Genomic DNA, 25,891 nt, shown 5'->3' on the forward strand with positions numbered 1-25,891 from the left:
CCACGGTGGCGGGCGAGGCTGCCGGAATGGCCGCTGCGGTCACGGATCGTCCTCGGATCGAGCCGCCGCCTACTCCGGCGACCGGCACGCGGCGGGTTCGAGCGCCGGCGAGACGGTGTCGGAGGGCGGGGCGTCGGGTGTGGTGGTCGGCGCGGCGGGAGTGCTCGGCCGGCTGGGGCTCGCGCTCGCGTCAACCGTCGGGCCGGGCGACGCCGAGCCGGTGGTCGGCGTCGGCGTGGTGGTGACGGAGTCGGCGCTCGGGCTCGGGCTCGGCGTGCAGACGGGCTTCAGATTCGGGTTCGTCGGGTCGTCGCTGGTCAGCTCCGCCAGTCGACGCTCGGCGTCCGGCTCGCTCTTGGCCGGGATGCCCTGCTTGACCTGCTCCTGGGCGGCCAGGGTCAGGTCGTCCAGGTCGGCGGGGCTGGTGGAGTGCACGGTCGAGAGGTCCATGCCCGCGATCTCGCCCTGGATGCCCCGGAACACGGCGACCTGGCCGTCCTCGGTCGCGCCGACGTAGTACTGCCGCTGGGTGTAGCTCCAGCCGCCGAAGACGCCCCCACCGACCAGGACCAGCAACGCCAGGGACATCGCGGCGGCCCGCACCGGCCGGTGCTTCGGGCGCTCCGGCTCGTCGTCGGCACCGGCCGCCGGCTCCTCCGGAACGGGCGGCCGGGGTGCGGCGAGGGCCGATGCGCGGGCGGCCGGCGTGGACACGTCGGCGGAGGTCGCCATGCCCCGGTCCCGGGCCGCGGCGCCGCCGACGATCGGGCTCGCCTCGACGATGTCCTGGTCGGTGGCGTCCGCGATGATCACCGTGATGTTGTCCGGCCCGCCGCCGCGCAGGGCGAGCTGCACCAGCCGCTCGACGCACTGCTGCGGGTCGGCGTACTCCCGCATGGTCTCGGCGATGGTGTCGGCACTGACCACGCCCGAGAGGCCGTCGCTACAGATCAGGTAGCGGTCCCCGGGGAGCACCTGGCGGACGCTGTACTCCGGGTCGATGTCGCGGCCGTCGAGCGCCCGGGTGAGCAGCGACCGCTGCGGGTGGCTGCTCGCCTCCTCGGCGCTGATCCGGCCCTCGTCGACGAGCATCTGGACGTACGTGTCGTCCTTGGTGATCTGCGCGAACTCACCGTTGCGCAGGAGATAGGCCCGCGAGTCACCGATGTGGACCATGCCCAGCTTGCTGCCGGAGAAGAGGGTCGCGGTGAGCGTGGTGCCCATCCCCTCCAGCTGTGGGTTGGCGTCCACGGTGTCGCGGAGCTGCTGGTTGGCGGTGCCCACGGCCGAACGCAACGCGTCGACGAGGGCGTCACCCGGGACGTCCTCGTCGAGCGGCGCCATGGCACCGATGACGATGTTGCTGGCGACGTCACCGGCGGCCATGCCGCCCATGCCGTCGGCGACGGCGAGAAGCCGCGGCCCGGCGTAGACGGAGTCCTGGTTACCGTCACGGATCAGACCGCGGTCGCTGTGGGCCGCATAGCGCAGGGTCAGAGTCATGGCCGTAATTCGAGAGAAGTGCGGCCGATCCGGATCGGCACGCCGAGGGGTACGGGGGTTGGTCCGGTGACCTTATCGCGCTCCAGGTATGTGCCGTTAGTCGAGCCGAGATCCTCGACGAACCACTGGCCGTCGCGGGGCACCAGCCGGGCGTGCCGTGCCGAGGCGTAGTCGTCGGTGATGACGAGGGTGGAATCCTCGGCCCTGCCGATGGTGATCTGCGCTTCGCCGAGGGTGATCCGGGTCCCCGCCAGTTGACCGGCGGTCACCACGAGCTGGTGCGCCGCCCTGCCCCGCTTCGCCTTCGCCGGTTTCGCCGCCTGCCCGAGCGAGGCGCCCACCGCCCGGGGAGCGGCCACCAGCCGGCTCGACCGCGCGCCTGCGAAGAGGTCCCGGCGGATCACGCCGACCACCGTGAACACGAAGATCCACAGCAGGATGAGGAACCCGAACCGGGCGACGGTGATGACGAGTTCCGGCAAGGCGGGTCAGCCGTCCACGCGGAAGGTCAGCGTCGTGGTGCCGAGCTGGACCATGTCTCCGGGGTTGAGCGCGACGGCGGAGACCCGCTGGCCGTTGACCATGGTGCCGTTGGTCGACCCGAGGTCGGTCAGCACGACCTGGCCGCCGTCGAAGTCCAGCCGGGCGTGCCGCCGGGAGATGCCGACGTCGGGCAGGCGCAGGTTGGCCTGGTCGCCGCGGCCGATCACGGTCGAGCCCATCTGGAGAGGGTAGGTGCGCCCGTCGCCGGAGACGAGCCGGACGTTGCGACCGCCGCCGTGGCCGGGCGGGGGCCCGTAGCCGCCGCCCTGGTCGTACCCGGGGTAGGCGGGCGGGCCCGCGTCGTAGCCGCCAGGCGCCGAGACCGGGGCGACCTCCCCGCCGGTGTAGACCTCGGCCGTGACCCGGAACATGCCGGTGTCCAGCCCTTCACCGCGTTCGATCTCGACGATCACGTCGCCGTAGACCGTCCAGGCCTGCTCGCCGATGAACTCCGCCTGCGACTGGGCCAACTCCTGCGCCAGCGCGGCGGCGTACGGCGCCAGACGACTGTGGTCGTAGGGCGAGAGATCGATCACGTAGCGGTTGGGCACCAGCGTGCGCCCACCGGCCAGGATCGCCTTGTGCGCCTCGGCCTCCCGCTGCATGGCGTTGAGGATCTCCACGGGGTGGACCACCCCTTTGAAGACCTTGGCGAAGGCCCCTTCGACCAGGCCTTCCAGACGCTTCTCGAAGCGTTGCAGCACGCTCACCGGCTCCTCCTCGGGTCCCGAGGACATGATGGTATCCGGCCGGCGCGCGCGCAGCTCACACGCCGCTCGGCCGTTTGACGGCGGCCCGTTCGGAGGGGCCGATGTTGCCGTGCTACTCTTTCGTCCGCCACGAACGGTAACCGCTCCACGAAACCCTAGTGCTTCACGGACGGTAACCGGTCGACGCAACGATCTACAGATCGACGGTTTTCAGATCGATGGTTTGCAGATCGACGCGATGATCACGGATCGGGTAGGATGTTCCGGGCCCGCTGGAGACAGCGAGACCGACACAGACTACAGTGTCCGAGGTCAAGCCACGGGGAAGTGGCGGAATGGCAGACGCGCACGGTTCAGGTCCGTGTGCCCGAAAGGGCGTGGGGGTTCAACTCCCCCCTTCCCCACCAACAAGCAAGGGCTCCGCAGCGATGCGGGGCCCTTGCGCCGTATCGGGGCGTGCCGAACGTCACGCTATGCTCCGATGGTCTCTGCCTCCGACGGACCAGGAGTGGCGTGTGAGTGTCGCATTCGTGACCGGATCGGGCGGGCTGATCGGCTCCGAGGCGGCCCGGCACTTTGCCGGCCTCGGTCTCGACGTCGTCGGCATCGACAACGACATGCGGCAGGAGTTCTTCGGCGCGGAGGCGTCGACCGCCTGGAACGTGCGGCGGCTGACAGACGAGCTGGGCTCCGCGTACTCGCACCACAGCATCGACATCCGTGACCGGGGCGCGCTGGGCAAGCTGTTCGAGCAGTACGGCACCGCCGTCGCCGTGGTGATCCACACCGCCGCCCAGCCGTCGCACGACTGGGCGGTGCGCGACCCGTTCACCGACTTCGACGTGAACGCCGCCGGCACGCTGAACGTCCTGCAGAACGTGCGCGAGCACTGCGTCGAGGCGCCGGTCATCCACTGCTCCACCAACAAGGTCTACGGCGACCGGCCGAACAGCCTGCCGCTGGTCGAGCTGGAGACCCGCTGGGAGATCGAGCCGGGGCACGCGTACGAGCAGGGCATCCGTGAGGACATGTCCATCGACGCCTGCCTGCACTCGATCTTCGGTGCCTCCAAGGTGGCAGCCGACGTCATGGTGCAGGAGTACGGCCGCTACTTCGGCATGCGGACGGCCTGCTTCCGGGGCGGGACACTGACCGGCCCGGCCCACTCCGCGACGGAGCTGCACGGCTTCCTCGGCTACGTGATGCGCGCCAACATGGAGCGTCGGACCTACAAGATCTTCGGCTACCAGGGCAAGCAGGTCCGGGACGCCATCCACAGCTCCGACGTGGTCTCCGCGTTCGAGGCGTTCTTCCGCAACCCGCGCTCGGCGGCGGTCTACAACCTCGGCGGCGGGCGGCACTCGAACACCTCCAACCGCGAGGCGTTCACGCTGGCCGAGCAGATCACCGGCCAGGAGATGGTCACCGAGTACGTCGAGGCCAACCGGATCGGCGACCACAAGTGGTGGATCGGCTCGAACGAGGCCTTCCAGGCCGACTACCCCGACTGGAAGCAGGTGTACGACGTACCCATGATCATGCGGGAGATCTACGAGGCCAACGTCGACAAATGGGTGCCGGGCGCATGATCGCGAAGGGCAAGCGGAACGTCCTCGGCGTCCTCGTCGACGCCACCGACTACGCCACGGCGACCGAGCAGGTGGTGGCGGCCGCGCAGGAGCGCCGGCCGCTGGCGCTGACGGCACTCGCCGTGCACGGGGTGATGACCGGGGTGCTCGACCCGGCGCACAACGCACGGCTGAACTCCTTCGAGGTGGTCACGCCCGACGGCCAGCCGGTGCGCTGGGCACTCAACCTGCTGCACGGCGCCGGGCTGAACGACCGGGTCTACGGCCCCACGCTGACCCTGCACGTGCTCTCCCGGTTCGCCGACGAGGGCCTGCCGGTCTACCTGTACGGCTCGACGGACGAGACCCTGGCCCGGCTGATCCCCGCGCTGGAGCGAATGTTCCCGGCGCTCAAGATCGCCGGGGTGGAGCCGTCCAAGTTCCGGGCGGTGCAGCCGGGCGAGGATGTCGAGATCGCCGACCGGATCAGGGCCAGCGGTGCCCGGCTCGTGCTGGTCGGGCTCGGCTGCCCGCGCCAGGAGGTCTTCACGTACGCCATGCGGCCGCTGCTGGACATGCCGCTGATGGCGGTCGGGGCGGCCTTCGACTACCACGCCGGGCTGCTGCGCCAGCCCCCGCCGTGGATGCAGCGGGCGGGCCTGGAGTGGTTCTGGCGGCTCGGCCTGGAGCCGAAGCGGCTCTGGAAGCGCTACGTGATCCTCAACCCGGCCTACCTGACCCGGCTCGCCGGGCAGAAGACGGGGCTGTGGAAGGCGAAGCCGCCGGCCCCGGCCACCGAGCGCCCCACCAGCTTCGCGGTCTGACGCCAGAGGTGCAAGGAAGGGCCCCTTCCTATCGCGTACGCGATAGGAAGGGGCCCTTCCTTGCACTCAGGTCAGAGGGTCAGGGTCCAGGTGTTGAGGTGGCCGGTGTCACCGGAGTAGACGTCCCGCACCCGCAGCTGCCAGGTGCCGTTCGCCGCCTCGCTGGAGAGGTTCACCGTGTAGGTGGCGTTGATGTTGTCCGCGCCGTCAAAGAGGCTGCTGTTCTTCAGGCGGTAGGACGTGCCGTCCGGGGCCACCAGGTCGATGACGACGTCACCGCGGTAGGTGTGCACGATGTCCACCGCGACGGTCGAGGCCGCCGAGGCGTTGCGCGCGCACCCCGAGATCGGGATCGAGCTGCTGACCGTGACGCCCGTGTCCGGGATCGCCACGTCGGTGCCGTTGCTGCCGGAGCAGCCGCCACCGGTGCCGGTCACCGTGAGCGAGTAGGTGGCGGTCCTGCTGCCCGAGGCCCCGGTACCCGTCACGGTCACGGAGTAGGTGCCGGACGGCGTGCTCGCCGAGGTGCTGATGGTCAGCGTCGAGGAGCCGCCCGAGGTGACGGTGGACGGGCTGAACGAGGCGGTCGCCCCGGACGGGAGCCCGCTGGCCGCGAGGTTCACCGACTGGGGGGAGCCGTTGGTCGTGGCGGTGGCGACCGTGGCGGTCACCGAGCCGCCCGGCGCGGTCGAGCCTGAGGTCGGCGAGACCGAGACGGCGAAGTCGTCGGTCGGCGGCGGGGTGTCGTCGTTCACGACGTAGAGCAGCTTGTTGGGCGAGCCGGTGCCCGGGTTGCCGACCGCGTTGTTGGTGGCGTTGTTCACCAGGTAGTCGCGGACCTGCTGCGGCGTCCAGCTCGGGTTGGCGCTGGCCACCAGGGCCGCCGCGCCGACCACGTGCGGCGTCGCCATCGAGGTGCCGCTGATCGTGTTGGTCGAGGTGTCGTTGGTGTGCCACGCCGAGGTGATCGACGAACCGGGCGCGAAGATGTCCAGGCAGGTGCCGATGTTGGAGAACGACGACCGGGCGTCCGTGTTGGTCGTCGACCCGACGGTGATGCCCTCGGCGGTCCGGGCGGGCGACGTGTTGCAGGCGTTGCCGCCGGAGTCGTTGCCGGCCGCCAGGCCGTAGCTCACGCCCGAGTTGATGGAGTTGCGGACGGCCGTGTCGAGCGAGGCGTTGGCGCCGCCGCCGAGGCTCATGTTGGCCACGGCCGGCTTGACCGCGTTGGCGGTCACCCAGTCGACGCCGCCGATGACGCCGGCGTTCGTGCCGCTGCCCTGGCAGTTCAGCACCCGGACGCCGACCAGTTGGACGCCCTTGGCCACCCCGTACGCCGAGCCGCCGACGGTGCCGGCGACGTGCGTGCCGTGGCCGTTGCAGTCGTCGGCCGAGCCGCCGTCGACGGCGTCGAAGCCGGAGGTGGCCCGGCCGCCGAAGTCGCTGTGGCTGAACCGGATGCCGGTGTCGATGATGTAGGCGTGCACGTTGCCCGCGGTGTTCGGGTACGTGTAGGAGCTGTCCAGCGGCAGGGCCCGCTGGTCGATCCGGTCCAGGCCCCACGAGGGCGGGTTGGCCTGGGTGCCGGAGATGGAGACGGTGTGGTTCTGCTCGACGTACGCCACGGCGGGGTCCGCCGCGATGCGGGCGGCGGCCCTGGCGTCGACCCGGACCTCGAAGCCGCGCAGGGCGGCGCCGTAGGTGCGGGCGACCGCACCGCCGTGCCGGCCGACCAGTCGCTGCGCGGTGTCACCGACGCTGCCGCGGGCGACCGAGCTGTCCTTGAAGACGACGATGTAGCTGTCGGCCACGGCGGTGGCTCCGCCCGCGGCACGGATCGTGCCGGTGGGCTCGGCGGCCATGGCGGGCGTGGCGGTGGCCACCATCGCCAGCGTGGCCACCCCGACGAGTACGGACCTGCGTGGAAGACCCATCCTTCTCCTCCCTCCGACCGGCATCCGACCGTCCGACTGCCGTGACGAGTGGATCGATGAATGCCGATCAAGCCGAGAGTAGAGTGGCGCAAACGCAAATCTAAACATGTCGACTTCCCCATACCACCGGGAAGATGACCCCTACGGGAGGCGGTTGCGGGACGAACCCGGGACCGGCCCGGATTCACGGACGTCGAGATTGGGCAAGGCTCTCCGTCATGGAGAGTCACCTCACCGTCCTGCTGCCGCTGGCCGCCGTCTGGCTCGCCGCCGGCTGGCTCGCGGACGGGCTGCCCCGGCTCGACCACGCACGGGCCCTGCGCCGGCGTACCGGATGGGTGCTCGCCCTGACCCTGGCCGGCCTGGGCCTGACGGCCGCCGTGCTGGTCGCCGGGCTCTCCAGCGCCGGTGCGACCGCGGCGGACCGGGCGGCTGCCGGCCTCGGGCTCGCCGCCGCCCCCGCGCTCGTGGTCGCGGCCAGCACCGTACGCCGGATGCGTCGGCTGCGGGCGGGTGCCGGAGCGCTCGCCTCCGCGCCAGGGACCCCGGCGCCGTACGGCCTGCGGGCCGCTGCCGGTCACCCGCTGGTCGGGCTCCCGGTGCAGGTCACCGGCCTGACGATCCTGCCGGCGGTGGTCACGGCGAGCAGCCCGGGCCTGCCGTTCGGGCCCGGCGCGACCGGCGCCGCGATCACCGTGGGCGTGCTGGGCGTCGCCGCCATCGGCGTACGCCACGCGCTGCGGCACAGCCGGCTCGTCGAGCGGGCGACACCGGCGCGGCCAGCGTCACCGCGAGCGGCCAGCCCCCTGCACGTATAGCAGTTCCAGGATCGCCCGCGTCGCCTCGAACCATCGGTCGAGCCAGCCGGGCGGCGGGACGCTGCCCTTCGGCGGCAACTCCATCAGCAGCCCGCGCAGCAGCGGGTGGTCGACGAGCGATTCGTTCGGCTCCACCCCCCAGCCACCGGGCGGGAACGACGGCTCGGTCAGCGGGTTGGGGTCCAGCGAGGGCAGGGAGAGCGACGGGCCGGCCTGCTCCGGAGCGGCGGGAACGTCCCGGCCCCCGATCTCGGAGTCGGTCGACACCACCTCGGTCAGGACGGTGTCCCGGCGTGCCCCCCGGTACTTGCCCCCGAACCGTTCCGGCTTGCCCGGCCCGTTGGTGAGGTTGTCTGACCCGATCGTCGTCATCCGTCTCGCCTGCCTCGCTCGGTTGCCGATCCGTGCGGCGGGTTGTCGCCCGCGCAGTATCGAGGGGTACAACGACACTGGCCCGATGTGGCGACGGGACAGCCGGACGTCTTCACGCCGGACCCGTACGCGGGCGCGACGATGCCCCCGCCCGGCCGCACGCCGGACGGGGGCACCCGTCACGTCACAGTCCCGTCAGTACCGGTCGAACACACCACTTCTGGCACCGGCGACGAAGGCATGCCAGTCGCCCGGGGCGAAGACCAGCGCCGGACCCGACTTGTCCTTCGAGTCCCGCACGCCGACCGCCCCCGTCACGTACGCCACCTCCACGCAGTTGTCACAGTTCGGCCCGCTCTTCGAGCTCTTGAACCACGCTGCCTGCGTCAGGTCCAGGGGGAACCCCTTGGTCGCCATTTCCACAACGGCTCCTCTACCAGTTTCGCGATATGCGCGATGGACTCCTCTGGACGAATGGCCGCCGCTCGGATGTGATCGAAGATGAAGCTGTACTTCTGCAGTTCGTCACTCTTCTCCAGGAAGAGCCCACCCGTGGCATTCTCCGCGTACACGACATCCGGATCACCGGGCTCGGGGAAGCTGAGGATCGTGAAGGTGCCGTCCATGCCGGCGTGCGCCCCCACCTCGAAAGGCAGGATCTGGAGCGTCACGTTCGGCAGCTCCGCCACCTCGATCAGCCGTTTCAGCTGGTCACGCATCACCGCGTCCCCACCCACCGGACGGCTCACCACCGTCTCATCGAGCACCACCCACAGATCGACCGGATCTTCCTGCGTCAACAACGACTGACGGCCCAAACGGACACGCACCCGTTGCCGTACTTGTTCGGGCGTGAAGTCGGGCCGGGCGGCCCGGATCATCGCGCCCGCGTACTCCTCGGTCTCCAGCAGGCCGGGCACCACCTGCTGCTCGTACGCCCGGATCGAGCTGGCCGCGGCCTCCAGGCCGACGTACGCGCCGACCAGCACGGTGCTGTAGGGGTGCCACCAGCCCTTCTGCCGCGCCTCCCGGGCGATCTGGACCAGCTCGTCGCTCTCGACGCCCACGACGCCGTAGATCCGCAGCATGTCCCGCACGTCGCGCGGGGTCGCCGTGGTGTGCCCGGTCTCGATCCGCGACACCTTCGACGCCGAGCACTCCAACTGCTCGGCGACCACCTCGATGGTGATTCCCGCCGCCTCCCGCTGCCGGCGCAGCTCGGCGCCGAGGCGACGACGGCGGATGGTGGGGCTGCGCCGCTCACTCAAGGGTCACCTCGACAGGCCTCACCCGGTCACCTCCGCCTCGCCGCGCGCCACTCTCGTCACCCGCCAGGGGCACGGCCGTCGGACGGCGGGTAATCGTTCGCGGCGGGGGTGGTGCCGGTCATCGACCGGCCGCGACGGGCGAAACCGACCCTAAGTGTGCCGGGCGAACGTGAACGCCTTCAAGCGTCGCTTTGCGCGAGCCGCTCACGTATCGGCAAAAGTCGACGTGCAACTTGCATACAGCACGTCGCTCATGCACTCTGTCCGTATGGCACGGGTTACTCACCGTCTCCGTCCGCTCCCTCGCCGTGGTGATCCCACGGCCCACGGGACGTGGGCCGGCGCGGTGGCCCGGCCATTGGCCACCAGACCTGCCCCGGGTTGATGACCCCGCCGCTGCAAGCCAGTTGGCTGCGGCGGCGGGAGCGGTCCCGGAGCAGCCGGGTGTTGGTCGGGTGACGGCTCGCCACCAGCGGGTACGGCCCGACCACCACCGCCACGAACACCGGTCCACGAGGCACGACCCGCCACCGGGCCATCGACGTCCCCCGACCCGCACCCGCCGGCCCGCGTGCCGGCCAACCCTTCCCAGGAGCCCATGTGCTGCCCCGCTCCGGTGACGTAGTGCACGTGACTCGCGCGGCGAGTGTCCAGTTCCTCAGGCCCATCATGTTCCGGGTCATCCGAGTGCTCGACTGGCCGACATACGACGGCTGGGTCTGGCTCGACGGCTACGAGTTGAACGCGTCGGGGGACGCGGTCGACCGGCGGACGATCTTCGTCCAGCGGGAGGGGCTGTGCCTCCTGCGGTCGGCTCCCGAGCCGCGTCCGCACACCGTGCGGGCGCCGCGCCGCCCCGCCGCCCGCACCCCGGCCCGGGTGAGCTGACCTGCGCGATCGGCAGCCGGTGGGCGTGCCGTCGCCATAGGATTAGGTACGCCCACCCCGGCACGTTCCACCCCGCGCGTCCAGGACCCCGAACCTGGGATGGCCATGGTCTTTCAGTCCGCCGCGCGGCGGCACCACCGCTCCCGTATCGCCTACACCTTCGGACTCCTGGTGCTGCTCGGCGCCGCCACCGCCCTGGTGGTCGCGGTCCGAGCCCCGGCCCTCTCGTCCACCACGCGGCTGACCGCCCCGGTCCCGGCACCGGAGATCACCGTGGTGGACGAGGACCCGCCCGACGAGAGCTGGAACGGGTCGGACCACCCCGATGCGCTGAACGAATCGGGCGTACCCGAAGCCGCCGACGGGCCGGCGCCGGCAGCCGCCGGGACCGCCGCCGGGGCTCCGGACGACACGGCCCAGGCCGCCCGTCCCGCGCCGGACGACGTACGCCGTTCCCTCTTCTGGTCCGGCGTCTTCGGGCTGGCCATCTCGCTGGCCGGCCTCGGCCTGGTCGGGACGAGACGGCGCATGTGGTGACGCACCGCCCCGGCCCACGGGGTCAGCGGCTCACCGGGTGGCGGTCGGCTCGACCGACGGCGTGACCTCGCCGGTCGACGGGGTGGCGGCCCGGGCCACCACCAGCGTGACCTCCTCACCGTCGGGCACCAGTTCCCCGGCCTCCGGGTCGGTACGGAGCACCGTGCCGGCGGGCCGGTCGGACGTCTGGTACTCCACCCGGTGGCTCAGCCCGACGTCGTCCAGGATCGCCTGCGCCGTCTCCAGCGGCAGGTTCACCACGGGTGGCATCGCCAGTTGAGGCGCGGCCGAGGTGGTCGGCGGCGCCGAGGGCGACGCGCTCGTGGGGGCGGCCGACGTCGGTGCGGCGGTGGTCGGGGACGGCCGGGTCGCCGACGGCGACGGCTCCGGCCCGGTCGGCTCGTCGTTCGCCGACTGGAGGGCCAGCCACAGCCCGCCGCCGAGCAGGCCGAGCAGCAGCAGCGCGACCACGCCCCACAGGATCGGCAGCCACCAGCGTCGAGTGCCCTGTTCCTCGGCGTACCACTCGGCCTCCCGGGGATCGGCGGGCCGGGGCGGGGGCACCTCCGCCCGGCCGGACCATGCCGCCGGGCCCGCCCCCTCCGGCGGCATGGCGGCCGTACGGTCCATCGGGGTGGTGCGGTCGACGGGCATCGGCCGGGTGGCATCCTCGGCGCCCGGCGGAGGCAGCGGGCGGGTCCGGTCGTCGTCTTCCCCGGCGGGCGGTTCCTGGCGGTCGTCGCTCATGCCGGCACTCCGCTCCGCTGCGTGCCGACCTGAGGCACCACCGCGCTGTGCCGATGATTCGCTCGCTGACGCTCACTCATGCCGGCACTCCGCTCCGCTGCGTGCCGACCTGAGGCACCACCGCGCTGTGCCGATGATTCGCTCGCTGACGCTCACTCATGGCACGTCCTTTCCCGGGCCCGGGCGGGGCGTCGCGGTCCCCTGACCGCCAACCTAGCGGTCCCGGGGGCCATCGGCCGGGATCAGCGTGCCGGACGCACCGTCACGGCGTCGGGGAGGCCGATCCGCCGCCCTCCGGCTCGTCGCCGCACCAGATCGACACCTGGTCGTTCCACCGGCCCGTGCTGTCGCCGGCCGGATCCTGGCGGGTGACCCTGCCGTTGCGTCCCGCCTTGTAGTCCGGGTAGAAGCCCTCGTCGACGAGGTCGTCCGCCGCGTCGCCGCACTTGTCGCCCACCACGTCCGGCACGGTCGCGGCCGGCGCCGGCCCGCTCACGTAGAGCGTCACGGTGTTTCCCGGCTCCACCCCGGTGCCGACCGCCGGGGAGGTGCGTTCCACGGTCGTCCCCGTGCCGCTGCCGAAGACGAGACGCCAGCCCAGCCGCCGCTCGCGCAGCTCGTCCCGGGCGTCCTCGAAGTCCTCGCCGATCAGCGCCGGCACCGTCAGCCCGGCGCGGCGGCTCGGCGTGGCCTTCGGCGGCGCCGGCGGCGTCGACCTGGCCGCGGACGACCGCTCGACGCTCGGGGTGCCGGTGGGCGAATCCAGTGCCGCCGAGGACGGCGGGACGGGGGTGTCGTCCTCACCGGCCAGGAGCCACCCGCCCGTGGCGCCGACGGCGGCCAGCAGCACGACGGCCAGCCCGCCTCTGAGCAGCATGTTCGGCCGGTTCGGCCCGGCGTCGTCCCACGTGCCGGTGCCCTCGTCCGGGTATTCGTCCGTCATCCGCCCACCCCGCCTCGATCACCGGCGACCGTACCCGTCCGCTTCGTCCCGGGCGTACCGGGGCGGCCCGCACGACTCGCCGCGCCGACCATGGGACGTTACGCTGCCCGGCATGGCCAGACGGGGCTGGGGAGGATCGACAGCGACCGCTGTCGGCGTCGCTGCCGGCGCGGGCGCGGCCCAACTGGGCTTCGGCTACGGGCTGGGCATCATCAACTGGGCACCGGCGGACGCGACCGCCGGTGCGACCGCCTGGGTGGCGGGCCTGATCTGGGGTACCTGGATCGCGGCCACCTCGACGGTCTTCGGCGCGGTCTGCGCGCAGCGGCTGCGCGACCGCGCCCCGGTCGCCGGCCCCGCCGCCGATCCGGCCGGTGATCCCGCCGGTGCGGCGGTCGACCCGGCCGGCGCTACCGTCGCCCCCGCCGAAACGACTGTCGACCCGGCCGCCGCAGCCGTCGGCCCGGCCGACACGGCGGTCGACCGGGCCGAATCGGTGGTCGACCGGGCCGGCCAGGCGGTCGACCGGGCAGGCACGGCCGGCGGTCCCGCCGGTGTGACCACGGGTGGACCGACCGGCGGCGTGCTCGGCTCCGTCGCGCTCGCCGTGGCCGCCGGGGTGGGCGCGCTGGTCACCGTGCTGCTGGTGGCCGTACCGGCGCGGACGGCGGTGGCGGACGTCGGCTCGCCCCGCAACGTCGCGGCGACCTACGCGGCGATCGGCGTGCTGGTCGGGGTGCTGGCCGCCCTCTGGGCGCTGCGCTCGCGAGCCGCCGCGAGCAACGTGATCGCCACGGTCGGCTGGCTCTGGCTGCTGGCCGTGGTCGCGGTGGTGGACGGGGTGCTGGCCGGGCGCGGGCTGACCAGCGCGCAGCTCGGCATCTGGCAGCTCGGCCCCGACGACGGGCGGTACTGGATCCGGGACTACTTCTACTGGCCCGGCGCGCTGCTCTCCCTCGGCTCCGCACTGGTGATCGGCGTTCTCGCCGCCCGCCGCGACGCGCGGCACGCCGACCACCGGGTCGGGGCTGCCGTGTCGGGCGCGGCCGGGCCGCTGCTCGTCGCGACCGCGTACTTCCTGGCGGTGCCGAGGCTGACCGCGATCAGCCCCGAGCAGGTGTCGGCACACCTGATCGCTCCGTACGCCGTCATCATCGGGGTCGGCGGCGCCGCCCTGTTCGTCGCCCTCGCCCAACGGGCCGCCCGGCGGGCCGCGGCCCGCAGGTCGGTGACAGTGCCCCGGCAGCGCACCGACGAGCCCGCCGACCTGGCGGAGGGCCGGGAACCAGCGTCCGGAAGGCACGCCGCCCGGACCGGCCACGGCGACACCGACTCCCCGGGGACGGACCGGGACGTCGTCCCGACAAGCGGGCAGGCGTTCCCGGGTCCCGTCACCGACCGCGGACAGGGGCCCGCCGCCGCCTCGAAGGCCGTGGGCACGACCCGCAGGCGTGCCGGCACCCCGGCCGCTCCACCGGCCCGCGACGGCGAGGCGATGGGTGGCGACGGCGAGGCGATGGCCGGCGACGGTCAGGCGGTGGCCGGTGAGCCGACCGGCGAAGAGTCGGCGGCGAAGTCGCCCACCACCCGCCGGCCCCGTTCCGGCCGCCGCACCGGCTGAGCGCGGGCAGCCCGGTCAGTCGACGGGCCAGGTGTGCACGGGCTCGTTGCCGCGTTGCAGTTCGGCGTACCGCTGCACCATGTCGTGCAGGGCGGCCTTCCGGTCCATGCCACGGTGCCGCTCGGCCGCCCATACCGCCTCGGTCTGCCAGACCGCGCCGTTGCGGCCCGTACGGCAGCGCTGCTCGATGATGCCGAGCAGCCGGTCGCGTTCGGCCGGGGCCACCCCGAACCGGTCGAGCCCGGCCGCGGCCGTGGGCAGCAGGACGTCCAGCACCAGCCTGGTCACCGGCACCTCGCCGAGGCGGGGCCAGTGCAGGACGGCGGACATGCCGCGCCGCGCCGCGGCGTGGAAGTTCTCCTCGGCCGAGCTGAAGGTGAGCTGGCTCCAGATGGGCCTGTCCGCCTCCGCCAGCCCGCGCGCCAGCCCGAAGTAGAAGGCGGCGTTGGCGAGCATGTCGACGACGGTCGGCCCCGCCGGCAGCACCCGGTTCTCCACGCGCAGGTGCGGACGGCCGTTCATGATGTCGTAGACCGGCCGGTTCCACCGGTAGACGGTGCCGTTGTGCAGGCGCAGCTCGCCCAGCTTCGGCACTCCGCCCGCGTGCAGGACCTCGACCGGATCCTCGTCCTCGCAGATCGGCAGCAGCGGCGGGAAGTAGCGGACGTTCTCCTCGAACAGGTCGAAGATCGAGGTGATCCAGCGTTCGCCGAACCAGACCCGGGGGCGTACGCCCTGCGCCTTGAGCTCGTCCGGCCGGGTGTCGGTGGCCTGCTCGAACAGCGCGATCCGGGTCTCCGCCCAGAGCTGACGGCCGTAGAGGAACGGCGAGTTGGCGCCGACGGCGACCTGCACCCCGGCGATGGCCTGGGAGGCGTTCCAGTAGTCGGCGAAGCTGTCCGGGGCGACCTGGAGGTGGAACTGGAGGCTGGTGCAGGCGGCCTCGGGGGCGATGGAGTCGGTGTGCGTCTGAAGCCGCTCGACGCCCCGGATGTCGAGCTCGATGTCCTCGCCCCGGGCGCCGACGATCTGGTCGTTGAGCACCCGGTAGCGCTCGTTGGTGGAGAGGTTGTCCTCGACCAGGTGGCGCTCGGTGAGGGTGGGCAGGATCCCGACCAGGACGATCTTCGCGTCCGACTTGCCCGCCCGTTCGTCGGCCCGGGAGAGACTGCCGCGCAGGTCCTGCTCGTAGTCGGCGAACCCGTTCCCCTCGATCAGTCGGGGCAGCGCGTTCAGCTCCAGGTTGAACTGGCCCAACTCGGCCTGGAAGAGCGGATCGGCGATGTCGGCGAGGATCTGGGCGTTGCGCATCGCCGGCTCGGCCGACGAGTCGACCAGGTTCAGCTCGATCTCCAGCCCGGTCATCGGCCGGTCGGCGTCGAAGCCGAAGTCGTCGAGCATCAGGGCGAAGACGTCCAGGCACCGCCGGACCTTGTGTCGGTAGCGGACCCGGTCCTCCCGGGAGAAGGCGCCCTGCTCGACGTCCCTGCCCATGTTTCCTCCCGGCGCGAGGCGCAGTCGGACCGCATCGGCCCGGACAGCGCGGGTGAACCCTCCACGTTAGGAGCGTCGGCATCGTCGCGGCCAGAGGCGTACTGCCGTGATCGAACTGCCGAGGCGACCGCCTCCGGTCGACGGTGTGCTCCTGGCGGCATCTCTACCCAGCGTGTGCCCCCTGCCATCAACTGCCCGGGCGAGCGCCTGGTGAGAAATCGCACCCGCCCCGCACCGCCCGCCCCGGCGTCGACCAAGATCGCGCTACTTCCCGGAAGTTGTCCCCTCCGAGGCGTGGGAGGCCACTCTTTCCTGCGAGTAGTCGGAATCCCCGGGCGGATCTCGGGCGGGAATCGCGGGACCACATGCGCCGGGCCCGCGCCGTGGGACGGCGCGGGCCCGGAAGCGGTACGGCGGGATCAGGCCTGGCGGACGGCCTCGCCCTCGATCTCGATCTTGATCTTCTTGCCGACCAGCACGCCACCGGTCTCCAGGGCGACGTTCCAGGTCAGGCCGAAGTCCTCACGGTCGATCTCCGTCGTGGCGGAGAAGCCGAAGATGTCCTGCCCGAACGGGCTCCGGCCGACGCCCTCGAACTCGACCTCCAGGTCGACCGGGCGGGTCACACCCTTGATGGTCAGCTCGCCGGAGAGGACGAACTCGTTGCCGTCGTGGGACTTCACGCCGGTGCTGCGGAACTCCAGCGTCGGGAAGGCCTCCGCGTCGAGGAACTCGGGGCTGCGCAGGTGGGCGTCCCGGTCGGTCTGGTTGGTGTTGATGCTGGCCGCCTGGATGGTGGCACTGACCGAGGACTGCAGCGGGTCCTCGCCGACGGTGATGGTGGCGGTCGCGTCGGCGAACTCACCGCGTACCTTGCTGACCATCATGTGGCGGGCGACGAAGCCCACGCGCCGGTGCGCCACGTCCAGCAGGTAGGTGCCGGCGCTCGGGATCGTGAGGCCGTCCCAGTCGCGGGTGACGGATTCGGTGCTGCTGGTCATGGAACTGCCCTCCGAGGGAAGATTGTTTAGTAGCCCAACGACTGCTTAAGCAACTATAGGCACAACAACATTCCCAGTGTCAAGGACTGCTACGATGGCCAGGTGGACCAGAACGTGTTCGACGATCCCCGGATCACCGCCGTCGGCCTGCTCGTCGAGGCGCACGCCGGCCTCTCGGCCCGATTCGCCGCCCAGTACGAGGAGCACGGCCTCTCACCGGTCGAGTTCGAGGTGCTGACCCGGCTCGCCCGATCACCCGGCAACCAGCTACGGATGACCGACCTGGCCGCGCAGACCTCGCTGTCGACGAGCGGGGTCACCCGGGTGGTGGACCGGATGGAGCGGGACGGGCTGCTCACCCGCCGCGCCTGCCCCTCCGACCGGCGCAGCTCGTTCGCCGTGGTCACGGCCTCCGGCCTGCAACGGCTCGACGAGACCCTGCCCGGGCACCTGCGGATCATCGAGCAGTGGTTCACCGGCCAACTCGACCCGGATGCGCTGAAAGCCCTGCTCGACGCTCTGCGCCGGGTGCGGGACGCGGTGCACCCGGGCGCCACCGCCGGAAGCACCGAACCAACCCCCGACGGCGACGGGTCGGCCACCGCCTGCTGACCCGTCCCCAGGCCGCCCGACACCGGCAGAAAGAGACACCGGCAGAAAGAGCGGCAGAACTGCCGCAGCCACGGGGCGTAGGCGATCAAACCGGACGTAGTCGCTGGCGCGCGGTGGCTAGTCTTCGGGCAGTGGGGACGCACCGGGGGGTGACGGCGCGGGCGACGAGCGAGGGGTAGCAAGAGGGGCTTCGTCGCCCGCGCCACCCCCGGTTTGCCGGGTGCAGCACCCCCTCTCGCGACCACGGCAACATCAGCCATGGTCGCTTGCTCCGGGCGAACCGCCACGGCTCTCGCCGGGCGACAGACCCCGGCCCGCGGTCACCGCGTGGATCAGTTCCTCCTCGTGCGGCAGCAGCCGGATGCCGTTCTGCCGGCAGACCCGGTCGAGACGGTCCAGCACGGCCGGATCCCCCGAACTCGCCGCCAACCCGACCAACGCCTCCACGACGTCGCGCCGGTCCTGGCCCTCCACGCCCGCCTCGGCCGCGGCGGCGAACCACTCCGCCGCCAGCTCACGATCGCCACGGTGCAGGGCCAGGTTCCCCTCGATCAGCGCACAGATCCCGTCCTCCCGACGCACTCCGTACGGTGGCGTCGCCCGGGAGTGCCTGGACGGCCAGGCATCAGCGGTGCGCGGCCCGGGCAGCCCCGGGATCGGGCGCAGCTCGGCCAGCACGCCGGCCGCCTCGACGGACCGGCCGTCCCGGGCCAACGCCAGACCCACCGTGCCGAGGGCCCGGCGGCGATGACCGGGGTCGCCGAGGTCCTCCAGCGCCTCCACCACCCGCCGGCCCTGGTCGACGGCGTCGGCGTACCGGCCCTCCAGGCGGGCCACCTCGGCGAGGTTGGCCCGCGCGAGCAGCCGCAGCCGCTGCTCTCCGCACTGGGCGGCGAGCCGGTCGACCACGGCCAGCCGACGCCGGGCCGCCGTCAGGTCGCCGCCCCGGATGTCGTGCCAGGTGAGGTTGTTCTGCGCCACCGCCATGTCCCTGACCCGTCCCGCCTGAACGGCCAGCGCGAGCACCGCCTCGGCCTGCTCCCGCGCCTCGTCGTGCTCGCCGAGGGCGACCAGCAGCGCGCAGAGCACCGTACGCGCCTCCAGCTCCCCGGTGACGTCCCCGGCCTCCCGGAACACGGCCAGCGCCCACCGGGCCGCCGGCATCTCCTCGGCTCCGCCGCCGTGCTCGGCGGCGAGCCGGGCCACGCCGACGGACGCCCACGCCCGCAGCACCGGATCCACGTCGGCGGTACGCGGATCCGCCAGCAGCCGCCGGAGCCACTGCCGGCCGCTCATGTCCCGCCCCCGGAACCGCCACCACCGGGGCAACGCCGCCGCCAGCCGCAGCGCGGTCAACGGGTCGTCGACGGCGGCGTGCGCCAGGGCCGAGCTGATGTCGCCGGTCACCTCGTCCAGGCGGTGCACCGCCGCCGGCAGGTCGGCGCCGACCAGCTCCGGCGCGTTCCGCACCACCAGCCGGGCGACGACCTGCGCGTGCCGGCGGCGGATCACGGTCAGCTCACCGGAGCCGATCGCCTGCTCACCGGCGAAGTCCCGCACGGCGTCGAGCAGGCGGAAGCGGAACGGCCCGGTGCCCCGGACGCTCAACAGGCCGAGTTCGAGGAGCCGGTCGAGCAGCGGGACCGGGTCCACCACGACCGTCCCGTCCCGGTCGGCGGGGTCGGCGAGCATCTCCTCGGCCAGCTCGACCGACCAGCGGTTGCCGAACGCGGCGAGCCGGCGCAGCGCGGCCCGCTCGTCCGGGGCGAGGAGCCGGTAACTGGTCGCCACCGCGTCCCGCAGGGTCTCCCCGACCGCCGCCCGGGGGCCCTCCGGGCGGCCCGGTTCCGCCATGTCCCAGCCCGGCCGTTCGGCCGCCGATGACGTGGCCAGGTCGAGGACGCGGTCGCCGTACCGGTCGAGCAGCTCGTTGACGTCGAGGATCCGCCCCCGGGCCGCCATCAGCTCGATGGCGAGCGGCAGCCCGCCCAGGCGGCGTACCAGCGCGGCCAGGGCGGGCAGCTCGGCGGGGCCGGGTGGCTCCCGGCGGACCTGGGCGAGCCGGGCGGTGAAGAGCGCCACCGCGGGATAGTCCGCCAGCGCCGTCGGGCCGGCCTGCTCGCTCCCCGGCGGCGGCACGTCGAGCGGGCACACCGGCCACACCCGCTCCCCGGGCAGGCCGACCGGGTGCCGGCCGGTGACCAGCACCCGCAGTGACGGGATCGCGCCGGCGAGCCGGTGCACCGTCTCGGCGACCGCGTCGGGCGAGCGCTCGGCGGCGTCCACGAGCAGCAGCGCCGGCCGGCCGTCGAGGCGGACGGCCAGCTCGGGCACGCGGGCGGCGCCGAAGACCGCGACCGAGGCGGAAAGCACGTCGGCGGTGTCCGAGCCCTCGCCGACGAGCACCCCGGCCGCCCCGCCCGGGTGGTCGTCGGCGACGGCGTGGGCCACCGACAGGGCCAACGCGGTCTTGCCCACCCCGGCCAGCCCGACCAGGCTGACCAGTTGGGGCCCGCGCTCGTCGGTGAGCAGCTCGACCAGCTCGGCGCGGTCGCGGTCCCGCCCGATCAGCGCGACCGGGGCCGGGAGCGGGGCCGGCGTACCGGCGTGGTGGTCGACGTCGGTGCCGGCCGGCGGCGCGCCTCCCGGGGCGACCGGCGGGGCGGCCGAAAGCTGGCCCCGGGCGGCGGCCAGGAACGCCGACCGGGCGGCCCCCCTCAGCTCCAACGCGCCGACCAGCAACTCGACAGTGGTGCGCTGCGGCCGGGATGACCGCCCCCGCTCCAGGTCGCGGACGGTCCGGACGCCGACACCGGCCCTACCCGCCAGCTCGGTCTGGGTGAGGCCGGCGGCGAGGCGGTGCCCGCGCAACAGCTCCGGCAGTCCGGTACGCCCACCCGAATGCCGCGAACGATCATGGTCCGGCGTCATGGGCAGGAAGGGTACGGAGGGGGTGTGACCGATGGCAGCCGACCGTCGCCCTGCGGACGCCTTCTGCGGATATCCGACAGGACGCGCAAGGGTGGGGTGTGTGCGGGGTGCCGGTCAGCGACCGCCACCCCCCACCGTCGTCGTCACATGCCCAGATCGCGCGCGATGATCATGCGCTGCACCTCGGACGTACCCTCGCCGATCTCCAGGATCTTGGAGTCACGCCAGAAGCGGGCCACCGGGTACTCGTTCATGAAGCCGTAGCCACCGTGGATCTGGGTGGCCTCGCGGGCGTTGTCCACCGCGATGGTGCTGGCGTGCAGCTTGGCGATGGCGGCCTGCCGCTTGAACGGCTCGCCGGCGAGCATCCGCGCGGCGGCGTCGTAGTAGGCGAGCCGGGCGGTGTGCGCCTTCATCTCCATGTCGGCGATCTTGAACTGGATCGCCTGGTAGTTGCCGATCGGCTGGCCGAACGCCTGGCGTTCCTTCGCGTACCGGACCGACTCGTCGACGCAGCCCTGGGCGAGGCCGACGGCCAGGGCGGCGATGGCGATCCGCCCCTCGTCGAGGATGCGCAGGAACTGGGCGAAGCCCCGGCCGCGCTCGCCGAGCAGGTTCGCCGCCGGCACCCGGCAGTCGTCGAAGGTCAGCTCGTGGGTGTCGGAGGCGTTCCAGCCGACCTTCGAGTAGCCCGGCGCGACGGTGAAGCCCGGCGTGCCGGAGGGCACGATGATGGTCGACAGCTCCTTGGCGCCGTCCGGGCGGGTGCCGGTGACCGCGGTGACGGTGACCAGCGCCGTGATGTCGGTGCCCGAGTTGGTGATGAACGCCTTCGACCCGTTGATCACCCACTCGTCCGTGGACTCGTCGAGCACCGCGCGGGTCTGGGTGCCGCCGGCGTCGGAGCCGGTGCCCGGCTCGGTCAGCCCGAAGCCGGCCAGTGCCTCCCCGCTGAGCAGCTTCGGCAACCACTGCGCCTTCTGCTCCTCGGTGCCGAAGCGGTAGATCGGCATCGCGCCCAGCGAGACGGCCGCCTCCAAAGTGATCGCGACGCTCGAATCGACCCGGGCCAACTCCTCCAGCGCGAGGCAGAGCGCGAAGTAGTCGCCGCCCATGCCGCCGTGCTCCTCGGCGAAGGGCAGGCCGAAGAGGCCCATCTTGCCCATCTGGCGGACCACCTCGTACGGGAAGGTGTGCTTCTCGTAGTGCTCCGCGATCACCGGGGCGACCACCTCGCGCGCGAATTCCCGCACGCTCTCCCGGAGCGCCTCTTGCTCCTCGGTGAGCCGGAAGTCCATGGAATCCTCCTGTGTGGATGGGCCGCCGGGCGCTCGTGACGCCGGAGACGGTCGCTGGTGCCGTTCGGGCCCGCAGGCCGGGTGGACCGGCGTACGAGCCCCACGCCGCCGGGTGGGCCGGCGGTTCGAGCCTGCGCCGGCCGGGGTGCGGCCGGCCGCGGGGTCAGACCGGGGTGACGCCGTGCCGGCGCCGGGAGAAGTGGCGGTCCTTGGTGCGGGCGGCGGTGAACCGGCGGACCAGCTCGGCGCGCAGCTCGTGCGGCTCCACGATCGCGTCGACGACCAGCTCGCTGGCGAGCCGGACCACGTCGATGTCGCGCTCGTACTCCTCGCGCTTCGCGGCGACGAACGCGGCCCGCTCGGTCTCGTCGGCGATCGCGGCGATCTTGTTCGCGTAGACCGCGTTGACCGCCGCTTCGGCCCCCATCACCGCGATCTTGGCGGTGGGCAGCGCGATCGTGGCGTCCGGCTCGAAGCCCGGGCCGGCCATCGCGTAGAGGCCGGCGCCGTACGCCTTGCGGACCACCACGCAGATCTTCGGCACGGTCGCCTCGGAGATGGCGGTGATCATCTTGGCGCCGTGCCGGATGATGCCCTGCTTCTCCACCGCGCTGCCGACCATGAACCCGGGCACGTCGGAGAGGAACAGCAGCGGCACGTTGAACGCGTCGCAGAGCTGCACGAACCGGGTCGCCTTGTCGGCCGAGTCGACGAAGAGGACCCCGCCCTTGAACATCGAGTTGTTGCCGACCACGCCGACGACCTCGCCGTTCAGCCGGCCGAAGCCGATGGTCAGCTCCTTGGCCCAGAGCGCCTGGATCTCGAAGAAGGAGCCGTCGTCGAGCAGGCCCTTGACGTACCGCCGCATGTCGAACGCCTGCCGCTCGCTCGCCGGCACCAGCGCGGCGAGGTCCGCCTTCTCCGGCGCTTCGACGGCGGGCGCGGCCGGCGGCTGCTGCGTCCAGTTCGCCGGCAGGTACGACAGGTAGCGCTTCACCACGTCGAGGGCGTCGGCCTCGGTCTTGCAGAGGAAGTGCCCGACGCCCGACTCGGCGCAGTGCACCTTGGCCCCGCCCATGGCCTCCAGGGTGGTCTTCTCGCCGGTGACCATCTCGACCATCCGGTCGGAGCCGAGATACATGCTGGCGTTGCCGTCCACCATCGCGACGACGTCGCAGAACGCCGGGATGTAGGCCCCGCCGGCCGCGCTCGGCCCGAACAGCGCGCAGACCTGCGGGATGGAACCGGAGGCGCGGACCTGGTTCCAGAAGATCTTGCCGGCGCCGCGGCGGCCGGGGAAGAGGTCGACCTGGTCGGTGATCCGGGCGCCGGCCGAGTCGACCAGGTAGACCATCGGCACGCCGGTCGAGTAGGCCCGCTCGATGATCCGGATGATCTTCTCGACGGTACGGGCACCCCAACTGCCGGCCTTGACCGTGGAGTCGTTCGCCATCAGGCAGACCTGGCGGCCGTCGATGGTGGCCGTGCCGGTGACCACCCCGTCGGCGGGCAGCCCTTCGGCCATGGCGTTGGCGTAGAGGCCGTCCTCGACGAAGGAACCCTCGTCCACCAGGAGCGCGACCCGCTCCCGGGCGAAGAGCTTGCCCTTGGCCGCGTTGGCCGCATGGTATTTGTCCGCACCGCCGGCCCGGGCCCGCTTGCGCAGTTGCTCCAGTGCCTCACCGTCGAGCGTCACGCCGACTCCCTCGCCGTACCGACCTGAACGATCGTTAGGCTATCGCATCCGCGCGACGGCCGGCGAGCGGCGGGCCGGCGGCGCGGCGACCTGAGCGTCATTCGTTCGCGCCAGGCGAAGAAACATTGAAAATCATGAATCTCTATGTCTAGGCTCCAGACATCCTCCTCTCGGATTGGAGTCAGCGATGACCTCACGACTCAAGCGGCTCGCGGTCTCGTGCGTCGCGGCGGCACTCGCCACCCTCGGCCTCACGGTCGCCAACCCGTCGCCCGCCTCCGCCGCCACGACCATCTGCTACAACACCAGCCAGGCGGGCAGCTTCGTCAACATCGCCAACCAGGCCGCCACGATCTGGAACAACGCCACGTCGAACCTGACGCTGACCGCGAACTGCGGCTCCAACCTGCGGATCTACCAGATCACCGGCGGCGGCTCGTACGCCGTCCGGACCAGCCTCGGCAACGGCCGGGTCTACATCGACACCCAGCAGGCCCAGCAGTACAGCCCGCTGCGGATCATGACCCACGAGATCGGGCACATCCTCGGCCTGCCGGACAACTACAACGGCAACTGCGCGCTCCTGATGTCCGGCGGCAGCGCCGGCACGAGCTGCACCAACCCGTACCCGAGCACCACCGAGGCGAACCGGGTGACCAGCCTCTTCGCCGGCCTCGGCACCAACCGCGCCGGGTCGCAGATCTTCCAGGACAGCTGGCCGGCCACGCTCACCACGGTGGGCTGACCGACCAGGTGTGACGGAGGGGCCGGCGTCGTGCCGGCCCCTCCCGCGTGTGGTCAGCCCGGCAGCGGCGTCAGCCGGGTACGCGGACCCGCGCGGAGCACCCCGGACGGAAGCTGCCTGCCGACCAGCCGCTCGGCCAGCTCGGCCACCTCGACGAGGGCGTCCAGGTCGATGCCGGTCTCGATGCCCATGTCGTGCAGCATGTGCACCGCCTCCTCGGTGGCCAGGTTGCCGCTGGCCCCCGGCGCGTACGGGCAGCCGCCGAGGCCGCCGACGCTGGCGTCGAACTCGGTCACCCCCAGCTCCAGCGCGGTCAGCATGTTGGCCAGCGCCGTACCCCGGGTGTTGTGGAAGTGCAGCAGCACCGGCACGTGCGCGTTGCGGTCGCGTACCGCCGTCAGCAGCTCGCGGACCCGCCGGGGCGTACCCATGCCGGTGGTGTCGCCGAAGGCCACCCGGTCGGCGCCGTCGCGGACCACCCGGTCCACGATGGCGGCCACCCGGGCCGGGTCGGTGTCCCCCTCGTACGGGCAGCCGAAGCTGGTCGCCACGATCACCTCGGCCTGCGCGCCCGCGCCGTGCAGCAGGTCGATCAGCTCGGCGATGTCGTCCAGCGACTCCTCCGTGGAGCGGTTCACGTTGCGCCGGTTGTGCGTGTCGCTGGCCGAGACCACCACCTCGATCTCGGTGAACCCGGCGGCCAGCGCCCGCTGTGCGCCCCGGGTGTTCGGCACCAGCGCCGAGTAGCGCACGCCGTCGGCCTTCGCGGCCCGCCGCCACACCTCGTCGGCGTCGGCCATCTGCGGAATCGCCTTCGGATGCACGAACGAGACGGCCTCGATCCGCTGCACCCCCGTGCCAGAGAGCGCGTCGAGCAGCCGCACCTTGGCGTCGGTCGGGATCGGCTCCTCGTTCTGGAGCCCGTCGCGCGGCCCGACCTCCCGGATCGACACCGCCGCTGGCATCTGGCTCATGGTCACCTCGCTGTGACGTCGGGCCGCCGGGATACCGTCGCGCCGCGCCGCCTCTCGTGGAGGCGGCCGGCGGCGACGCCGACCGACCGGTGATCCTCCCAGGGAACCAGAACGCCGGCACCGACCGCCAGGGTGGCCGGGGATGCTCACCTCGCCGAGGCCACAGGATCGTCCGGCTCCCGCGTGGCTGCTAGTCTCCGCGCCGTGGACGCCGTGGACGCCGTGACGGACGACGACTCGACGCGCGAACTGCGACAGGTGCGCGAGCGGGTCGACCGGCTCGAGACGATCCTGCTGCGCCTCGTGTCACTGGCTGCCGCCGCCCTGGTCGTCGTCGGGCTGCTGCTGCCGTACGCGGCCTTCGAGGAGCAGGAAGAGCTGTACGACGAGAGCATGCTGACGATCGGATTCACCGCCGGCGGGGCCGACGCGTTCTTCGCCGTCACGTTCCTCGCTCTCCTCGTGGTCGCGGGCGCGACGCTGCTCCTCCTCGCGATGATCGGCAAGCGCTCGGCGGGTCGCACCGGGGAGCGCACCGGGCTCGTTGTCGGCTGGCTCGTGCTGCTCTCTGCCGTCGGGGCCGGGCTGCTCGCCATCGTCCCGAGCGGGGACGGGTGGGACGCGGGGCCGGGGGCCTGGGTGTACGCCGCCGGGGCGGCGCTCGCATTCGTGGTGCTCGCCACCGAGCAGGGACGCGACTTCTGGGTCGCCGAGCGGCGCGGGAAGATCCGCCCCTGAACCTTCCGGGCCATGACGTCGCGTCGGCTCGTTCCGGAGGATCGTCCGGCTGCGGGAGCCGGGCCGCGCGTGGCCCGGCCCCCGCAGACGTGATGGTGGCGCGCCAGGGCCACGGACCGGCGGGCC

Annotated in this window: 24 protein-coding genes and 1 tRNA gene; 10 read left to right on the forward strand and 15 right to left on the reverse strand. The window is 72.5% G+C overall.

The window, feature by feature from the left end; all coding sequences use genetic code 11:
- Positions 1–69 precede the first annotated feature (69 nt).
- Genes ABZ809_RS01590 through ABZ809_RS01600 form a run of 3 tightly spaced genes read right to left on the reverse strand, consistent with a single transcriptional unit; the run spans position 70 to position 2,783 of the window.
- Positions 70–1,503, reverse strand: a complete 1,434-nt coding sequence (locus ABZ809_RS01590; RefSeq protein WP_357560371.1) for a PP2C family serine/threonine-protein phosphatase — start codon at positions 1,501–1,503, stop codon at positions 70–72.
- Complete coding sequence (locus ABZ809_RS01595) at positions 1,500–1,985, reverse strand: FHA domain-containing protein (RefSeq protein WP_357560372.1); 486 nt, start codon at positions 1,983–1,985, stop codon at positions 1,500–1,502. The genes ABZ809_RS01590 and ABZ809_RS01595 overlap by 4 nt, the downstream gene beginning before the upstream one ends.
- A 6-nt stretch (positions 1,986–1,991) precedes the next feature.
- Positions 1,992–2,783 carry a DUF3662 and FHA domain-containing protein gene (locus tag ABZ809_RS01600; protein ID WP_357560373.1) on the reverse strand — a complete coding sequence of 264 codons (792 nt, stop codon included), beginning with the start codon at positions 2,781–2,783 and terminating at the stop codon, positions 1,992–1,994.
- Between the two features lie 294 nt (positions 2,784–3,077).
- Between ABZ809_RS01600 and ABZ809_RS01605 the strand changes: the two genes are divergently transcribed.
- The 3 genes from ABZ809_RS01605 to ABZ809_RS01615 all read left to right on the forward strand — a co-directional run bounded on the left by ABZ809_RS01605 (position 3,078) and on the right by ABZ809_RS01615 (position 5,148).
- A tRNA-Leu gene (locus tag ABZ809_RS01605) sits at positions 3,078–3,163 on the forward strand.
- Between the two features lie 66 nt (positions 3,164–3,229).
- A complete protein-coding gene (locus tag ABZ809_RS01610) occupies positions 3,230–4,345 on the forward strand; it encodes an NAD-dependent epimerase/dehydratase family protein (protein ID WP_357560374.1) in 1,116 nt (371 codons plus the stop codon).
- A complete protein-coding gene (locus ABZ809_RS01615) occupies positions 4,327–5,148 on the forward strand; it encodes a WecB/TagA/CpsF family glycosyltransferase (protein ID WP_357560375.1) in 822 nt (273 codons plus the stop codon). The genes ABZ809_RS01610 and ABZ809_RS01615 overlap by 19 nt, the downstream gene beginning before the upstream one ends.
- A 71-nt stretch (positions 5,149–5,219) precedes the next feature.
- Here ABZ809_RS01615 and ABZ809_RS01620 read toward each other — a convergent pair whose 3' ends face one another.
- Positions 5,220–7,082, reverse strand: a complete 1,863-nt coding sequence (locus tag ABZ809_RS01620; protein ID WP_357560376.1) for a S8 family serine peptidase — start codon at positions 7,080–7,082, stop codon at positions 5,220–5,222.
- A 218-nt stretch (positions 7,083–7,300) separates the two neighbouring features.
- Between ABZ809_RS01620 and ABZ809_RS01625 the strand changes: the two genes are divergently transcribed.
- Positions 7,301–7,900, forward strand: a complete 600-nt coding sequence (locus ABZ809_RS01625; RefSeq protein WP_357560377.1) for a hypothetical protein — start codon at positions 7,301–7,303, stop codon at positions 7,898–7,900.
- Here the strand turns inward: ABZ809_RS01625 and ABZ809_RS01630 are convergent.
- The 3 genes from ABZ809_RS01630 to ABZ809_RS01640 form a co-directional block, all read right to left on the reverse strand.
- The gene (locus ABZ809_RS01630; RefSeq protein ID WP_357560378.1) at positions 7,868–8,272 is read right to left on the reverse strand and encodes a hypothetical protein; all 405 of its coding nucleotides are present in this window, start codon (positions 8,270–8,272) and stop codon (positions 7,868–7,870) included. The genes ABZ809_RS01625 and ABZ809_RS01630 overlap by 33 nt on opposite strands.
- Positions 8,273–8,467: 195 nt before the next feature.
- Positions 8,468–8,689, reverse strand: a complete 222-nt coding sequence (locus ABZ809_RS01635) for a DUF397 domain-containing protein (RefSeq protein ID WP_357560379.1) — start codon at positions 8,687–8,689, stop codon at positions 8,468–8,470.
- Complete coding sequence (locus ABZ809_RS01640) at positions 8,659–9,540, reverse strand: helix-turn-helix transcriptional regulator (RefSeq protein WP_357560380.1); 882 nt, start codon at positions 9,538–9,540, stop codon at positions 8,659–8,661. The genes ABZ809_RS01635 and ABZ809_RS01640 overlap by 31 nt, the downstream gene beginning before the upstream one ends.
- 600 nt (positions 9,541–10,140) lie before the next feature.
- On the opposite strand from ABZ809_RS01640, the gene ABZ809_RS01645 reads away from it, so the two are divergent.
- Both ABZ809_RS01645 and ABZ809_RS01650 read left to right on the forward strand, forming a co-directional pair.
- The gene (locus ABZ809_RS01645; RefSeq protein WP_357560381.1) at positions 10,141–10,428 is read left to right on the forward strand and encodes a hypothetical protein; all 288 of its coding nucleotides are present in this window, start codon (positions 10,141–10,143) and stop codon (positions 10,426–10,428) included.
- Between the two features lie 99 nt (positions 10,429–10,527).
- On the forward strand, positions 10,528–10,965 hold the full coding sequence (locus tag ABZ809_RS01650) for a hypothetical protein (protein ID WP_357560382.1): 438 nt from the start codon (positions 10,528–10,530) through the stop codon (positions 10,963–10,965).
- Positions 10,966–10,995: 30 nt separating this feature from the next.
- Here the strand turns inward: ABZ809_RS01650 and ABZ809_RS01655 are convergent, their stop codons facing one another.
- Complete coding sequence (locus ABZ809_RS01655) at positions 10,996–11,712, reverse strand: PASTA domain-containing protein (RefSeq protein WP_357560383.1); 717 nt, start codon at positions 11,710–11,712, stop codon at positions 10,996–10,998.
- 262 nt (positions 11,713–11,974) lie between these two features.
- Complete coding sequence (locus tag ABZ809_RS01660) at positions 11,975–12,655, reverse strand: PASTA domain-containing protein (RefSeq protein ID WP_357560384.1); 681 nt, start codon at positions 12,653–12,655, stop codon at positions 11,975–11,977.
- 112 nt (positions 12,656–12,767) lie between these two features.
- Between ABZ809_RS01660 and ABZ809_RS01665 the strand changes: the two genes are divergently transcribed.
- On the forward strand, positions 12,768–14,276 hold the full coding sequence (locus ABZ809_RS01665; protein ID WP_357560385.1) for a hypothetical protein: 1,509 nt from the start codon (positions 12,768–12,770) through the stop codon (positions 14,274–14,276).
- A gap of 15 nt (positions 14,277–14,291) precedes the next feature.
- On the opposite strand, the gene ABZ809_RS01670 is transcribed toward ABZ809_RS01665, so the two are convergent.
- Entirely contained in the window at positions 14,292–15,770 is a 1,479-nt protein-coding gene (locus tag ABZ809_RS01670; protein ID WP_357560386.1) for a glutamate--cysteine ligase, read from the reverse strand.
- 419 nt (positions 15,771–16,189) lie between these two features.
- A complete protein-coding gene (locus ABZ809_RS01675) occupies positions 16,190–16,771 on the reverse strand; it encodes a YceI family protein (protein ID WP_357560387.1) in 582 nt (193 codons plus the stop codon).
- Positions 16,772–16,873: 102 nt separating this feature from the next.
- On the opposite strand from ABZ809_RS01675, the gene ABZ809_RS01680 reads away from it, so the two are divergent.
- Positions 16,874–17,383, forward strand: coding sequence for a MarR family transcriptional regulator (locus ABZ809_RS01680; protein WP_357560388.1), 510 nt, complete (start codon positions 16,874–16,876; stop codon positions 17,381–17,383).
- A gap of 252 nt (positions 17,384–17,635) precedes the next feature.
- Here the strand turns inward: ABZ809_RS01680 and ABZ809_RS01685 are convergent, their stop codons facing one another.
- The 3 genes from ABZ809_RS01685 to ABZ809_RS01695 form a co-directional block, all read right to left on the reverse strand.
- Complete coding sequence (locus ABZ809_RS01685) at positions 17,636–20,314, reverse strand: helix-turn-helix domain-containing protein (RefSeq protein WP_357560389.1); 2,679 nt, start codon at positions 20,312–20,314, stop codon at positions 17,636–17,638.
- Positions 20,315–20,457: 143 nt separating this feature from the next.
- Positions 20,458–21,612, reverse strand: coding sequence for an acyl-CoA dehydrogenase family protein (locus ABZ809_RS01690; RefSeq protein ID WP_357560390.1), 1,155 nt, complete (start codon positions 21,610–21,612; stop codon positions 20,458–20,460).
- A gap of 163 nt (positions 21,613–21,775) precedes the next feature.
- Entirely contained in the window at positions 21,776–23,308 is a 1,533-nt protein-coding gene (locus ABZ809_RS01695) for an acyl-CoA carboxylase subunit beta (RefSeq protein ID WP_357560391.1), read from the reverse strand.
- A 187-nt stretch (positions 23,309–23,495) separates the two neighbouring features.
- On the opposite strand from ABZ809_RS01695, the gene ABZ809_RS01700 reads away from it, so the two are divergent.
- Positions 23,496–24,053 carry a snapalysin family zinc-dependent metalloprotease gene (locus ABZ809_RS01700; protein WP_357560392.1) on the forward strand — a complete coding sequence of 186 codons (558 nt, stop codon included), beginning with the start codon at positions 23,496–23,498 and terminating at the stop codon, positions 24,051–24,053.
- A 53-nt stretch (positions 24,054–24,106) separates the two neighbouring features.
- Here ABZ809_RS01700 and ABZ809_RS01705 read toward each other — a convergent pair whose 3' ends face one another.
- A complete protein-coding gene (locus tag ABZ809_RS01705) occupies positions 24,107–25,018 on the reverse strand; it encodes a hydroxymethylglutaryl-CoA lyase (RefSeq protein WP_357560807.1) in 912 nt (303 codons plus the stop codon).
- A 213-nt stretch (positions 25,019–25,231) separates the two neighbouring features.
- Here ABZ809_RS01705 and ABZ809_RS01710 point away from each other — a divergent pair, with 213 nt between their 5' ends.
- A complete protein-coding gene (locus ABZ809_RS01710; RefSeq protein ID WP_357560393.1) occupies positions 25,232–25,765 on the forward strand; it encodes a hypothetical protein in 534 nt (177 codons plus the stop codon).
- Positions 25,766–25,891 lie beyond the last annotated feature (126 nt).

Origin of the sequence: Micromonospora sp. NPDC047074 (genome assembly GCF_040643815.1) — a bacterium.
GTDB lineage: Bacteria > Actinomycetota > Actinomycetes > Mycobacteriales > Micromonosporaceae > Micromonospora.